The sequence below is a fragment of the Pseudomonas sp. PICF141 genome (assembly GCF_002286815.1).
GTDB lineage: Bacteria > Pseudomonadota > Gammaproteobacteria > Pseudomonadales > Pseudomonadaceae > Aquipseudomonas.
In genome coordinates this window covers 17881-30779 of the sequence record NZ_MUNM01000072.1, presented here as the reverse complement: position 1 = coordinate 30779, position 12899 = coordinate 17881, and the positions used below count along the sequence as shown (strand labels likewise).

The following is a 12899-nucleotide window of genomic DNA, read 5'->3' as shown; positions in this document are numbered from 1 at the left end:
CAAACGGTCCGTATAAAAATCGAGGCAAAAAAAAGGCTTAGCTGGGATACCCAGAAAGCCCTTGAAGTAGTTCCAACTATTGGGGGAGGAACGGCGCACAGTGTGCCGATCATTCCTTATGCTGACAAATTCATATTAATGCTGCTTCAGTGCATTATTATTGCAGTATTGCCACGCGCCGACCGCTCATGAAGCACAGCAAACCGCCCATCGCCGTCAATGCGCTCAGCGCATAAAACATGGTGGGCGCGGGGGTGTGCAGCAGCAGATAACCACAGATCACCGGGCTCAGTGCCCCACCGAGGGCTGCGAGATTCTGCGCGCCGTAGTAACTGCCCCGCAGTGCTTCCGGGGCCAGGGTGTCGACGAAGAGGAATTCAGCCGGGTAAATGATCATTTCGCCGAGCGTAAAGATGAACATCGCCACGCACCAGCTCACCAGGCTGTCAGCCAGGCTGAAACCGATCAACCCGAGGATGAACAGGCTGGTGCCGCCGGCAATCCAGTAACGCAGTTGTTCGCGCTGGAGGAACCGCCCGATCTGGTATTGCAGCAGGATCACGCTGATGGCGTTGCAAGCGAGCAGGGCGGCCATGGTTTCCAGGGCGCGCTGGGTGTCTTGGGTGACTAGCAGGTATTGCGACAAATACAGGGTGAAACGACCGTGCACCACGGTGCTGAGCAGGCAGCCGCAGGTGAACATGATCAGCGTGCGGTCGTTCTTCAGGGTGATCAGGGTTTTGAGGAAACTCTGGGGCTGGTCGATCGCGGGTGTCTGGGCCGGGTCTTTGGGAATTCCACTCATCAGGAAAATACTGAAGAACGCGATGCCGCCGGCGATCAGAAACGGCGCCAGCGGCTGCACCCCGGCGATCACCACGCCGAGCATCGGGCCGGTGGCGTAGCCGATGTTGGTCAGGGTGTAGCGCAGCGAAAACGCCTTGGCGCGCTGGCCCACGGGCAGGTTTTCGCTGAGGATCGCCTTGGACCCGATCAAAAACAGTGCCGAGGCGGTTTCCGTGATCACCAGGGTGGCGGTGGTCAGGTAGAGGTTTTCGGCGAAGGTCAGCAACACGAAACCGATGGCGCTGGAGAGCATGGTCAGAATCAGTAGCCGACGTTTTTCAAGGCGGTCGATGATGTAACCACCGTAAAGTGCGAGCAGCGTGGCGATGAACACCGCGATGCCCAGCAACAGGCCGACGTCCTGTTGGTTGAGGCCGAGTTTGTTGCTCAGGAACAGCGTGAGCAACGGGCTGGTAATGGCGCGGCTGACGACGATGGTCAGGGAAACGATCATCAAGCGGCGAATAACGAGGGAGTAAGTGGCCACGGTGGGGCAAATGTCCTTATTTTAGATTCTGTAGTGTTCGCCGGGATATCGAGTCGCTGCTCATCGCGGGCAAGCCCGCTCCCACAGGTTTTGTGTCGATCATTTAATCGTGGCTCGACGCGAACCTTGTGGGAGCGGGCTTGCCCGCGATGAGGCCCGCACAGACAACGCCATACTCAAGTCAGCCACCTATCAAGCGCCCGAACCGACTCCAGTTCTTCAAGCTTCCATAACTGCTCAATCAATCCTTGCGCGCGCTGTCGCGGCATCACCCGTCCCGCCAGACTGAAGAACTTCTCCTCCAGCGCCTCATCACTCAGCGGATTGCCCGGCGCACCCAGCGGCACCTCGACGCACAGGCTCGCTTGCCGACCATCCACCGTCCGCACACTGACCACAGGCTCGCCATCCTCGGACAGTAGCGGGTCGACTTCAAGATGAATACACGACATCCAGTGAGCAATTCGCGGATGGTGGCGCTGTTCGTCATCGTAGGCTTCCAACCGGCAATGCCCATGGACCAGTCGGGCCGCGAGGGCATAACGCAAACTCATCTGCGCCGCTGGCAGGGTATTGATGTCCTGACCACCACACATGCCCTGAAGGAATGCGCACAACGAAACCTGAACGTCTTCGATCTGATGAACGTCAACCTGCAATTGGTCCAGCAACAGGCCCAATGCATCGATTGCCGAATGCGTCCCCCGGCATGCCGCGTAGGGTTTGATCGAGCAGCGGGCGAGTTTCCATACCTGGCCCAATCCGGCATCCAGTGCCTCGGGCACGGAGGTATCCGCCGCGAGGGTCTTGAGAAAACCGCCCCAGGCATCATCGAACAATTTTGTCGGCCCGGTGATGCCTTGTTGCGCGAACCGCGCCGCCAACAATCCACCTTCGGCAGCCCGACCGCTGTGGAGTTTTTTGCTTTGCGAGCCATCATTAATGAACGCCCAAAGACCGCCGCTGAAGCTGCCGGCAATGCCCAGCGCCGACAGTGTTTGCTGTGCATCCAGACCCAGAATCCGTGCACTGGCCGCCGCTGCGCCAAACACCCCGCACGTCGCCGTGGAATGCCAACCGGCGCCGTTGTGGGCCGAGTAACCGCCGCAGGCTTCGAGTACCCGACGGCTGATGTCGTAGCCGATCACCACGGCGGTAATCAATTCGCGGCCGCTCACGGGTTTTACCGATATTGAGAGTGCAGCCAGCACCGCCGGCAGCACCACTGCGCCGGAGTGATCGCAGCCACCGGTGTCGTCCAGCTCCAGGGCATGCGCGGCGATGCCATTGAGCAGGGCAGCCTGCGCCGCGCCGACGCGCTGATCGGTGCCCCAGACCAACGTGCTGCCGACCTCACCCTCAAAAACCTGACGTGCCTGCTTCGCCACCTCACTGCCAGCCCCGGCCAGGGTTACGCCGAAAGTGTCGAGGATGTGTCGCCTGGCTTGCGCAACCAACGCGGGATGTAAATCTTCAAAACAAGTGTCCACACAAAACTGCGCCAATCGCTCCATCCGCATCACCCCACCGTAGGCGCTGCCGAAGGCTGCGATCTCTTGATCTTGAACTTTCATACGCCGTCATCCCGGTAATGACGTTCATACACCGCCGCCGGATGATCCTCGGTCACGAGCGCTGCCGATTCAGCCCACCATTGAGCGATCTCAGCACCGGTAGCGAGCCACACATCGTCATGCTGCTGGATACTTTGCAGCAATTCGCGCAATACGCCGATTCGCCCCGGCGTGGCAATGATCTCCGGGTGCAACCGCAACACGTAGCACAACCCGAACCGGTGAAACCCGGCGAAGTCCATTTGCAGGTTGCCCAGCGTGTGGCTGTAAGAGGCGATCCGCGATTGCGCCGGCGGCACTGCCGGGCTGAGGTTAAAGGCAAAGTAGGGTTCGTCTTCCAGTTCGTAGTGCAACGGCAGCTCGATCACTTCGGGCGCCGTCGGGTGAGCGAAGGGCAAATCATCGCCGCGCCATGAAGAGCTCCAGCGCATGCCATGTTCCCTTAACGCCTCGATGAAGCCTGGCGCACCGTTACCGGACGGGATACGAAAGCCTGTCGGACGCTGACCGGTCAGCGCACTCAACGCCGCACAACCCTTGGTGACCTCGGCGCTTTGCTCGGCCAGCGTCAGCTTGTCGTAGTTCTGATGGCGATACCCGGCGCAGGCAATCTCATGCCCGCCAGCCTGGATCGCTTGGATGTGCTGCGGGTTTTCCTCGGCGACGATGCCGGGAATGAACCAACTGCTGGAAACGCCCAGTTCTTCGAAAAGCCTGAGCAAACGCTCGACACCCCGTTGGGTGCCGTAGCGCCACACCGATAAGGTCTTGTCACGCCCGACGACTTCCGGGGCCTGGGTAAGGATGCCGTGAATGTCGTTGTAATCGACGGTCAGCACCACGGCGCAGCGGTAGCCGTTGGGCCAGACGATGGAATCAGCCACGGTGATGCTCCTTCAGCCACCAGTGAGCGACGTCGCGGCAGGTGGCGAACCAAACGTCGTCGCGTTGGCGCATGTGTTCGAAGAGTTTTTCCAACAGCAGGATGCGCCCCGGTTTGCCGGTGATCTTGGGGTGGAAGAGGGTGGTCAGGCACAACCCTTCGTCCATGGCACCGCCGAACTCGCGGCACCAATTGTCGAGGGTCAATTCGTAGCTCGCCGTGCGGTCCAGCCCCGACGGGAAGTCTGGCGCGCGGGTGTAGGCGAGGGAGGCGTAATCGTCCAGTTCCCAGCGGCCGGGGATTTCCACCAGCGGCGTATGGAAGCCCGGCACGTTGACCAGATACGGCCGATCATCACCGCGCATGCTGCTGGAATAGATCACGCCGGCTTCCACCAGCATGGCCGGTGTTTCGGCCCGCCAGTCGCCGGATGGCGTGCGGAAACCTTCGGCGCGGATGTTCAGATGCTTCCAGAACACCTCGCGGCATGTGTGCATCACGTCCTTTTGCTGATCCAGCGTCAGGGCGTAAAAGGATTCATGTTTGTAACCGTGGTAAGCCACCTCGTGCCCGCGCTCGACGATTGCCTGGCACTGTTTCGGCCAGTTCTCCACGACCCATGCCGGGACGAAAAACGTGGTCGGAATCCGGAACTCATCCAGCAAATCGAGAATCCGCGGCAGCGCCCGATAGGGGCCGTAACCACCGAAGCCGAAATACTCGGGCTTGCGCCAGATCGAACCGTTGAGCATCGCATCGCCGGTCGGGCCATCGAGGTCGAAGGCCAGGGCGAGACAGGCTCTGTGCTGATCGGGCCAGGTGGGTTGCGGTGAGGAGGACATCGTATGGCGCTCCAGAATTTATAGTTGAAACACCTGTAGCAGCTGCCGAGCCTGCGAGGCTGCGTTCGGCGGCGCAGCCGTCGTAAACACTGCACACGAGGTTTCCCTGAAACACCGCGTAGTCTGAATTCACGACGGCTGCGCCGCCGAACGCAGCCTCGCAGGCTCGGCAGCTGCTACGAGACGTGTTACTTGCCGGCGTTGATGGTCACGGTCTTGATCGCTCCCAGTTCCAGGTCCCATTTCTTCAGGATCGCCTGGTAGCTGCCGTCATCGACCAGGCTCTGCATCGCCACTTTCACCGCTTCACTGAGCTCAGGCTTCTTCTTGCTCACACCCAGCCCGGTGAATTGCTTGGAAATTGGCAGGCCCACGGTTTTGTACATGTCCTTTTCCTGGGTCTTGAGGTACGGCAGGGTTTCGCTGCCTTGCATGGCCGCGTCGATACGGCCTTGACGCAGTTGCGCGCGGGCGTCTGCCGAGCCTTCGGTGCCGATCACGTTGATCGCTGGCTTGCCGGCGGCTTCGCAGTTGGCCTTGCTCCACTCGGCGATTTCCGCCGGGAAAGTCGTACGCCGGCTGGTGCCGACTTTTTTGCCGCACAGGTCGATGATCTCGTTGGTGTCCTTGTTTTTCTGCAAGGTGTAGAACTGCGGGCCGCTGGTGAAGTAGTCAACGAAGGTCACGCTGGCCTGACGCTCGGCGGTGTCGGTCATGCCCGACATCACCATGTCGACGCGGTCGGTGGTCAGCGCGTTGATCATTTGCTCGAAGCCGGTTTCCTGCCATTTGATCTTCACGCCCAGACGTTCGGCCAGGGCGTTGCCCAGGTCATAGTCGAGCCCTGTGAGGGTATTGGTGGCCGGGTCCTTGAAATCCATCGGCGGGTAGTTCGGCATGATTGCCACCACGACCTCGCCCTTGTCCTTGATGCTGGCCGGCAATTGGGCGGCAAAGCTGACAGTGGAAGTCATCAGGCCTGCGAGTACTGCGGGGATAACGAAGTTCTTCATGGTCGTTCTCTTATGAGTGTTGTTACGCAGCGCTTGGTTTCCCAGGCTGGCGCTTAGGTTCGAACGGCAGAAATGAAGCTTTGGGTGCGTGGGTTTTGCGGACTTATTAGTATTTCTTCGGGGCTTCCAGCCTCCACGATCTGTCCTTCGTCCATGAACACCATGCGGTTGGAAACCTCGCGAGCGAAGCCCAGTTCATGAGTGACGACGATCATGGTCATGCCGGTCTGCGCCAGATCGCGCATCACCGACAGCACCTCTCCGACCAGTTCCGGGTCGAGTGCCGAAGTGGGTTCATCGAACAGCATCAGCTTGGGTCGCATGGCCAACGCGCGGGCAATCGCCACCCGTTGTTGCTGACCACCCGACAGTTCGATCGGGTAGCTGTTGCGTTTGTCGGCCAGGCCGACGCGAGCGAGCAACTCCAAGGCTTCTTCGTGCGCTTCTTTGGGCGAACGCTTGAGCACCTGGCACGGCCCTTCGATGATGTTTTGCAGCACAGTCATGTGCGGAAACAGGTTGAAGCGCTGGAACACCATGCCGGTGGCCAGGCGTTGGCGAGCGATCTGTGTTTCGTTGAGCTCGTGCAGTTTGTTGCCGGCGATGCGGTAACCCACCAGCTCGCCGTCGACCCACAGGCCGCCCTTGTCGATTTTTTCCAGCTGATTGACGCAGCGCAGCAGCGTGCTTTTGCCGGAGCCGGACGGGCCGATGATGCACAGCACTTCACCTTGCTCGACCTCGATGTTGATGTCCTTGAGCGCGTGGAAATGGTCGTAGTACTTGTTCAGGCCCACGGCCTTGACGATGCTTCTCATGTTGAACTCCTCAAGAACGCTTGCCGGCGCCGCGAGCGAAACGACGCTCCAGTCGGCTTTGACCAAAGGACAGCACGGTAACGGTGGCCAGGTACCAGATACCGGCGACGATCAGCAGTTCCATCACGCGGGCGTTGGCGTAGTAGATGTTCTGGGCGTTGTAGAGCAGTTCCGAGTACTGGATGACACTCGCCAGGGAGGTCATTTTCACCATGCCGATGAACTCGTTGCCCACCGGCGGAATGATGATCCGCATGGCCTGGGGCAGGATGATCCGGCGCAGGGCTTGCAGGCGCGGCATGCCGATCGACTTGGCGGCTTCGTACTGCCCGGTGTCCACTGAGAGCAGGCCGGCGCGTACCACTTCGGCGGTGTAGGCGCCCTGGTTGATGCTCAAGCCGAGGAGGGCGGCCACGAACGGCGTCATCAGGCTCACCGTGTCCATTTCGAACAGGCCGGGGATGCCGATGGTGGGGAAAATCAGCGCCAGGTTAAACCACAGCAGCAGTTGCAGAATCAGCGGCGTGCCGCGAAACAGCCAGGTGTAGGTCAGCGCCACATAGCGCAGGATCGGGTTGGCCGACATGCGCATGATCGCCGTGATTACCCCGAACACGATGCCCAGCGCCATCGCCAGCACCGCCATGACGATGGTGTTGAGCAGGCCCCACATAATGGCCTGTGAGGTCAGGAACTGGCCGATGTACGACCATTCGATCTTGCCTTCGGCGAAGGCCCGTACCAGGCCGACAATTGCAATCACGATCACCGTGGCGAAGAAAATCCGCCCGTAGTAACGCCGTGGTACATGCTGGTATTGCGTGATATCAAACTGGTTCTCCGCCAGTTTGCGCTCCGCCTGGAGTCGTTCTGCCTGAGTCTGGCTCATGTTGTTTCTCCGTATGCTGGTATTTCAGGTCGCACAGTCCCTGTGGGAGCGGGCTTGCCCGCGATAGCGGACTGTCAGTCAACAAAAATGTGGATGTGGTGGCCTCATCGCGGGCAAGCCCGCTCCCACAGGTTTTGCGCTCTGACTTAAAGACGGAATCCCTGATAGTCATCGGCCCATTGCTGCTGCGCCGCAAGGGCAGTTTTCAGTCGGCCGATCTGCTCGCGCACCTGTTGCGGCGCGGTGCCGCCCCAGCCACTGCGGGCGGCGATGGCGGCTTCCAGTGTCAGGCTGTCGCGCACTTCAGGTTTGAGGCGCGAATCGATCTCGGCCAGCAGCGCCGGGGAGGCTTCCCACAATTCGATCTCATGTTTCTCACAGGCCTGGACCAGTGCGCCGGTGATTTCGTGAGCTTCCTTGAACGGCACGCCGCGCACTGCCAGCCAGTCCGCCACTTCGGTAGCGAGGGTGAAACCCAGTGGTGCCTGACGACGCAACTCTTCGACGTTGACCTTCATGGTCGCGACCATTCCAGCCATCGCCGGCAGCACCAGCAGCAGGGTGTCGACGCTGTCCAGCACGCCATTCTTGTCTTCACTCAAGTCGCGGTTGTACGACAGCGGCAGGGATTTGAGGGTCGACAGCAAACCGGTCAGGTTGCCGATCAGGCGCCCAGCCTTGCCCCGGGCCAGTTCGGCGATGTCCGGGTTTTTCTTCTGCGGCATGATCGAACTGCCGGTGGCGTAGGCATCGTCCAGCGCTACCCAGCGAAATTGCCGCGACGACCACAGGCAGAACTCTTCGGCGAGGCGGGAAATGTTGATCCCCAGCATGCTGGCGATAAACAGGAACTCGGCAACGTGATCGCGGCTGGCAACGGCGTCAATGGAGTTTTCGCACACGCCGCTGTAGCCCATTTCCTTGGCCGACTGCTGCGGCAGACGCGCGATGGCGGAACCGGCCATGGCCGCCGCACCGAGTGGCGACAGCGAGGTGCGCACATCCCAATCCACCAGGCGCTGCACGTCACGCAACATCGATTGGGCGTGGGCCAGCAAGTGGTGAGCAAAGACGATTGGCTGGGCCTGTTGCAAGTGGGTGAACCCAGGGCAGATGCTCTCGATGTGTTGCTCGGCCTGATCCACCAGCGCTTGTTGCAAGGCCAGCACTTCGACGGCCAGGGTGCGCACGTGATCACGCAGGAACAGGCGCAGGTCATTGGCGGTCTGGTCGTTGCGCGAGCGGCCAGCGCGCAGCTTGCCGCCCAGGGCGCCGAGGCGTTCGGTGAGCAGGCGCTCGATGAACGTGTGGACGTCTTCGTCGTCCAGCGTCGGCGCGATGCTGCCGGCACGGAAGTCCTCACCGATACGCTCCAGGGCGTCGAGCATGGTCTGGGTTTCCTGCTCGCTCAGAAGCCCTGCGCGTTGCAATTCCCGGGCATGCGCCTTGGAACCGGCGAGGTCATACGGGGTAAGGCGAAAGTAGCGCTCGGGGCAACGGGACAAGGCCGCCAGGGCTTCGGACGGGCCGCTCTTGAAGCGGGCACCCCAGAGACGGTCGGTGGTTTGAGACATTGTTGTTTTCCTCGTCGGTAACGCGAACTGAAATCGGTGTGCCGTCAGATCGAAGCGATATCTCATGTAGGAGCTGCCGAAGGCTGCGATCTTTTGATCTTGGTTGACCCATAAAAGATCAAGATCAAAAGATCGCAGCCTGCGGCAGCTCCTACGTTGAAGTGTCAGCTTTTAATAGTTCGAAATCAGTGAGTTGGCACTGATCTGCGGGATTTATAAACGGTTGCCAAGCTTTGTTTTCTGTGTTCATTATTATTAGCCAGCACTGTTTTTGTTGTTGGACACAGAGTGTTGAATAGGGCGCCAGAGGTAAATAAGCATTATGGAAACCCCACTTTCCAATTCCGGAAACCCGCCGCCAAAAACGGTACATCGGGCACCGCTGGCCCTCAGTGGTCTGGACTTCAAACTGCTCAAAGTGTTCAAGGCCGTGGTCGAGGCCGGTGGCTTCAGTGCGGCGCAGAATGAGCTGAATGTGGGCCTGGCGGCCATCAGCAAACAGATCTCCGACCTCGAGATTCGGATCGGTATGCGCCTGTGCACCCGAGGGCGGGAAGGTTTTCACCTCACCGAAGAAGGCCGGTTGGTGTACCAGGCGTCAATCGATCTGTTTGCCTCGGTCGACAACTTTCGAGACCGGCTTAGTTCGGCGCAGAACGAACTTATTGGCGACCTTGGGGTGGGGGTTATCGATAATACGATTACCGACGATAATTCACCGTTAGTTGCGGCGCTTAGAAAGCTGAATGAAGAGTCGCCAAAAGTAAGATTTCAACTTCAGGCGTCTCAGTTAGATGAGGTGGAACGAGGCGTAGTCGAGGGGCGCTTAGTGGCCGGGATCGTGCCGGTTTATCAGAAACGAGAGGAGTTCGATTACTTCCCGCTTTATGAAGAACACTCGTATGTGTATTGCGCTGTCGGCCATCCGCTGTTCTCGGTGCCAGAGGCGGAGATGGGCAGCAACGTGCTGCAGGATCACGAGTGCATCAATCACCGCTATGCGATCCATCGAGACAAACTGAATTTTGCCCGCTACGACAGCTTTTCCACGTCGGCGACTCAGGTCGAAGCCGTAGCGCTGCTGGTTAAAACCGGCCGTTTCGTGGGTTTTCTGCCCCAGCATTACGCCGCCAATCTGGTGGCTCAGGGGCAGTTTCGGGCGGTACGACCGGACCTGATCAATATCGTCACGCCGTTCAATCTGATTCTGCGCCACAACACCGTGCGCAGTCCGTTGGTGAAGGCGTTTGCCCAAGCGTTGGGGGTGGATCTGAAGGCGTCGGTTTGACCTCAAGCGCAAGTGTTCAAGCATGGCAAACAATAATAACCAACAGACAATACTTCTATGTAGGAACTGCCACACTTCGGCAACTTCGAAGCCGCCAAAAGATCACGGCCTTCGGCGGCGCCTACAAGCCTGCGTACACCGAGCTTTGTGTAGGAACTGCCGCAGGCTGCGATCTTTTGATCTTGATTTTCGGCAACTTTGAAGCCGCCAAAGATCGCAGCCTGCGGCAGTTCCTACAAAGGGAGGCCGCAAATGGGCGCGTCAGGCAACGACCGAGGCCGCTGGCCATTGCTGATGGGGAATCGGCAGGTTGCGCGATTCACCACGGCCCATCGGGAAGTACAGGAAGCCACTGCGGGCCAGGCGTTCGGCGTCGTACAGGTTACGCCCGTCGAAGATCACCGGCGCGTTGAGCCGTTGCTGGATCAGATCGAAGTCTGGCGCCTTGAATTGCTGCCATTCGGTGCAGATGATCAATGCATCCGCACCCGCGAGCACCGATTCCGGCGTGCCCATGAGCATCAGCTTCGATTGGTCAGGATAGAGGAATTGGGTTTCCTGCATGGCCTGCGGGTCGAACGCCCGCACATGGGCCCCGGCCGCCCACAGCGATTCCAGCAGCGCCCGGCTCGGCGCATCGCGCATGTCGTCGGTGTTGGGCTTGAACGCTAGCCCCCACACGGCGAAGGTTCTGCCGCGCAAGTCGCCCTTGTAGAAGGCGTTGATGCGTTCGAACAATTTGTGTTTCTGCCGCTGGTTGATGGCCTCCACCGCTTGCAACAGGTCGCTGGAGCAGTGGGCCGTTTCGGCACTGTGAATCAGCGCGCGCATGTCCTTGGGGAAACACGAGCCACCGTAACCGCAGCCGGGATAAATGAAGTGATAACCGATGCGTGAATCGGCGCCGATGCCTAGCCGCACCGATTCGATGTCGGCGCCCAAATGTTCGGCCAGTTCGGCGATCTGGTTGATGAAACTGATCTTGGTCGCCAGCATGCAGTTGGCGGCGTATTTGGTCAGCTCGGCGCTGCGCAGGTCCATGAACATGATGCGGTCATGGTTACGGTTGAATGGGGCGTAGAGGTCGCGCATCACATCGCGTACCTCGTCACGTTCACAGCCGATGATGATGCGGTCCGGGCGCCGGCAGTCAGCCACGGCCGAACCTTCCTTGAGAAACTCGGGGTTGGAGACAATATCGAACTGCAGCAGTCGACCGATTTTGAGCAGGCACTTTTCGATATGCGCGCGCAACGTATCGCCCGTGCCCACCGGCACCGTGGATTTCTCCACCAGAATCACCGGTTGTTCACGGTGACGTGCCACCGCTTCACCCACTGACAGCACGTGGCGCAGATCCGCTGAACCATCGTCCCGGGACGGAGTGCCGACGGCGATGAACAGCACCTGGCCATGTTGCACCGCGTATTTTTCGTCGATGGTGAACTGCAACCGTTTGGCTTCCAGGCTTTCGCGCACCAGGCTGGCCAGCCCCGGCTCGAAGATACTGACGTGGCCTTGTTGCAGCAGCGCGACTTTCTTTTCGTCAATGTCCATGCACACCACGTCGTGGCCGACTTCAGCCAGGACGGCAGCTTGCACCAGGCCGACATAACCGCTACCAAATACGCTGATTTTCATGGAGCTCTCCTGATAGTGGACGCATGAGCAGGTCGAGAGTTGATGGTGATGACACCGAGGATGACCAGCGCCACCCCCAGGGTTTTCGAAAGGCTGAAGGTTTCGTTGAACAGCGGCAGGCTGGCGGCCAGCACATACACCAGCGCGTAGCTGATGCTCAGCAGTGAATACGCCCGACCCAGGGGCAAATCGCGCAGGGCGGCGAGCCAGGTGAACATCGACACGGCATAAGCGAGGATGGCCGCCAGCACGACGGCTACAGCGAACGCATCAACGCTGCCGTTGCTCAAGGCGGATACCCACTGTTCGGGATGGGGCAAACGGGTCATGCTCCAGCGCATGCCCAACTGTGCGGCGCTGCCCAACAGCACGCTGCCCAGGGCGAAGGCGAGTCCGCGACGCAGGCTCATGCGTGTTGCCCCAGCAGCACCACGCCAGCGATCACCAGCGCCACGCCCAGCCAGTGACGGCGGTCGATGGTTTCGTGAAAGACGAAGCGGGCGACCAAGGTAATCAACACAAAATTCAGGCTGAGCATGGGATAGGCGATGCCGACCTCGAGGCGCTGCAACACCAGCAGCCAGACCAGCAAGCCCAACCCGAGAGAGGCGAGCGCCAGCCACAGCCACGGCGAACGCAGTTTCTCGCCCCAGCCCGACGTCTTGCCGCGCCAACTTTCCACGGCGTACTTCTGGGCGACCTGGCCCAGGCAGGTCAGCAGGCAAGCGGCCAATACGAGCAGCAGGCTCATAACCCCCCCTGAGGAAAGGCCAGCATCCCCAGGTTGCTCATAACGTTTGCCATCCTTGGCCGGTCGTTCGATTTTTCCGCACGCCATTGCCCTTGACCCGCATCACCATCGACCGAACCTCTGGCGGTTTTTTTCCCATGCACGGGCGCACCTTGTCCGCGAATCGCTGCTTTATTGAATGAGGATAGGCGAGGCCATATTTCAATTCGCCTATCGAGCTGTGTAACGCCACATCGGGGCGTTTCAGGCGCCCCGAGCCAGGGCTTGAGCGGTGCTGGCAAAATCCATGAAAA

At 59.8% G+C, this 12899-nt stretch carries 12 protein-coding genes; 1 reads left to right on the top strand and 11 read right to left on the bottom strand.

The features are described from left to right. Positions 1 to 157: 157 nt before the first annotated feature. The 8 genes from BZL43_RS20575 to argH all read right to left on the bottom strand — a co-directional run bounded on the left by BZL43_RS20575 (position 158) and on the right by argH (position 8926). Positions 158 to 1333 carry an MFS transporter gene (locus BZL43_RS20575; protein WP_095633998.1) on the bottom strand — a complete coding sequence of 392 codons (1176 nt, stop codon included), beginning with the start codon at positions 1331 to 1333 and terminating at the stop codon, positions 158 to 160. 176 nt (positions 1334 to 1509) lie between these two features. Then, positions 1510 to 2853, bottom strand: a complete 1344-nt coding sequence (locus BZL43_RS20570) for an MmgE/PrpD family protein (protein ID WP_095634015.1) — start codon at positions 2851 to 2853, stop codon at positions 1510 to 1512. Between the two features lie 50 nt (positions 2854 to 2903). Further along, on the bottom strand, positions 2904 to 3791 hold the full coding sequence (locus BZL43_RS20565; RefSeq protein WP_095633997.1) for a polysaccharide deacetylase: 888 nt from the start codon (positions 3789 to 3791) through the stop codon (positions 2904 to 2906). Next, complete coding sequence (locus tag BZL43_RS20560; RefSeq protein ID WP_095633996.1) at positions 3784 to 4632, bottom strand: polysaccharide deacetylase; 849 nt, start codon at positions 4630 to 4632, stop codon at positions 3784 to 3786. Before BZL43_RS20560 ends, BZL43_RS20565 begins: the two co-directional genes overlap by 8 nt. Before the next feature lie 188 nt (positions 4633 to 4820). After that, entirely contained in the window at positions 4821 to 5645 is an 825-nt protein-coding gene (locus BZL43_RS20555) for an ABC transporter substrate-binding protein (protein WP_095633995.1), read from the bottom strand. A 53-nt stretch (positions 5646 to 5698) separates the two neighbouring features. Beyond that, positions 5699 to 6463, bottom strand: coding sequence for an amino acid ABC transporter ATP-binding protein (locus tag BZL43_RS20550; protein WP_095633994.1), 765 nt, complete (start codon positions 6461 to 6463; stop codon positions 5699 to 5701). A 10-nt stretch (positions 6464 to 6473) separates the two neighbouring features. Continuing rightward, positions 6474 to 7352 (bottom strand): amino acid ABC transporter permease, encoded by an 879-nt coding sequence (locus tag BZL43_RS20545; RefSeq protein ID WP_052966338.1) that lies wholly within the window; start codon positions 7350 to 7352, stop codon positions 6474 to 6476. 146 nt (positions 7353 to 7498) lie between these two features. Then, positions 7499 to 8926, bottom strand: a complete 1428-nt coding sequence (argH, locus tag BZL43_RS20540) for an argininosuccinate lyase (RefSeq protein WP_095633993.1) — start codon at positions 8924 to 8926, stop codon at positions 7499 to 7501. Positions 8927 to 9248: 322 nt separating this feature from the next. Between argH and BZL43_RS20535 the strand changes: the two genes are divergently transcribed. Next, on the top strand, positions 9249 to 10214 hold the full coding sequence (locus tag BZL43_RS20535; RefSeq protein WP_095633992.1) for a LysR family transcriptional regulator: 966 nt from the start codon (positions 9249 to 9251) through the stop codon (positions 10212 to 10214). A 261-nt stretch (positions 10215 to 10475) separates the two neighbouring features. Here the strand turns inward: BZL43_RS20535 and BZL43_RS20530 are convergent, their stop codons facing one another. The 3 genes from BZL43_RS20530 to arnE are packed head-to-tail and all read right to left on the bottom strand — an operon-like array spanning position 10476 to position 12606. Continuing rightward, positions 10476 to 11855 carry a UDP-glucose/GDP-mannose dehydrogenase family protein gene (locus BZL43_RS20530; RefSeq protein ID WP_095633991.1) on the bottom strand — a complete coding sequence of 460 codons (1380 nt, stop codon included), beginning with the start codon at positions 11853 to 11855 and terminating at the stop codon, positions 10476 to 10478. Beyond that, on the bottom strand, positions 11852 to 12265 hold the full coding sequence (gene arnF / locus BZL43_RS20525) for a 4-amino-4-deoxy-L-arabinose-phosphoundecaprenol flippase subunit ArnF (RefSeq protein ID WP_095633990.1): 414 nt from the start codon (positions 12263 to 12265) through the stop codon (positions 11852 to 11854). The genes BZL43_RS20530 and arnF overlap by 4 nt, the downstream gene beginning before the upstream one ends. Next, positions 12262 to 12606 carry a 4-amino-4-deoxy-L-arabinose-phosphoundecaprenol flippase subunit ArnE gene (gene arnE, locus BZL43_RS20520; protein ID WP_095633989.1) on the bottom strand — a complete coding sequence of 115 codons (345 nt, stop codon included), beginning with the start codon at positions 12604 to 12606 and terminating at the stop codon, positions 12262 to 12264. Before arnE ends, arnF begins: the two co-directional genes overlap by 4 nt. Positions 12607 to 12899: the final 293 nt, after the last annotated feature.

Bases quoted from the DNA above. Each gene is read 5' to 3' on its own strand.
- arnE (WP_095633989.1), bottom strand. From the start codon at position 12,606: ATGAGCCTGCTGCTCGTATTGGCCGCTTGCCTGCTGACCTGCCTGGGC.
- argH (WP_095633993.1), bottom strand. From the start codon at position 8,926: ATGTCTCAAACCACCGACCGTCTCTGGGGTGCCCGCTTCAAGAGCGGC.
- BZL43_RS20560 (WP_095633996.1), bottom strand. From the start codon at position 4,632: ATGTCCTCCTCACCGCAACCCACCTGGCCCGATCAGCACAGAGCCTGT.
- arnF (WP_095633990.1), bottom strand. From the start codon at position 12,265: ATGAGCCTGCGTCGCGGACTCGCCTTCGCCCTGGGCAGCGTGCTGTTG.
- BZL43_RS20530 (WP_095633991.1), bottom strand. From the start codon at position 11,855: ATGAAAATCAGCGTATTTGGTAGCGGTTATGTCGGCCTGGTGCAAGCT.
- BZL43_RS20545 (WP_052966338.1), bottom strand. From the start codon at position 7,352: ATGAGCCAGACTCAGGCAGAACGACTCCAGGCGGAGCGCAAACTGGCG.
- BZL43_RS20550 (WP_095633994.1), bottom strand. From the start codon at position 6,463: ATGAGAAGCATCGTCAAGGCCGTGGGCCTGAACAAGTACTACGACCAT.
- BZL43_RS20570 (WP_095634015.1), bottom strand. From the start codon at position 2,853: ATGCGGATGGAGCGATTGGCGCAGTTTTGTGTGGACACTTGTTTTGAA.
- BZL43_RS20535 (WP_095633992.1), top strand. From the start codon at position 9,249: ATGGAAACCCCACTTTCCAATTCCGGAAACCCGCCGCCAAAAACGGTA.
- BZL43_RS20555 (WP_095633995.1), bottom strand. From the start codon at position 5,645: ATGAAGAACTTCGTTATCCCCGCAGTACTCGCAGGCCTGATGACTTCC.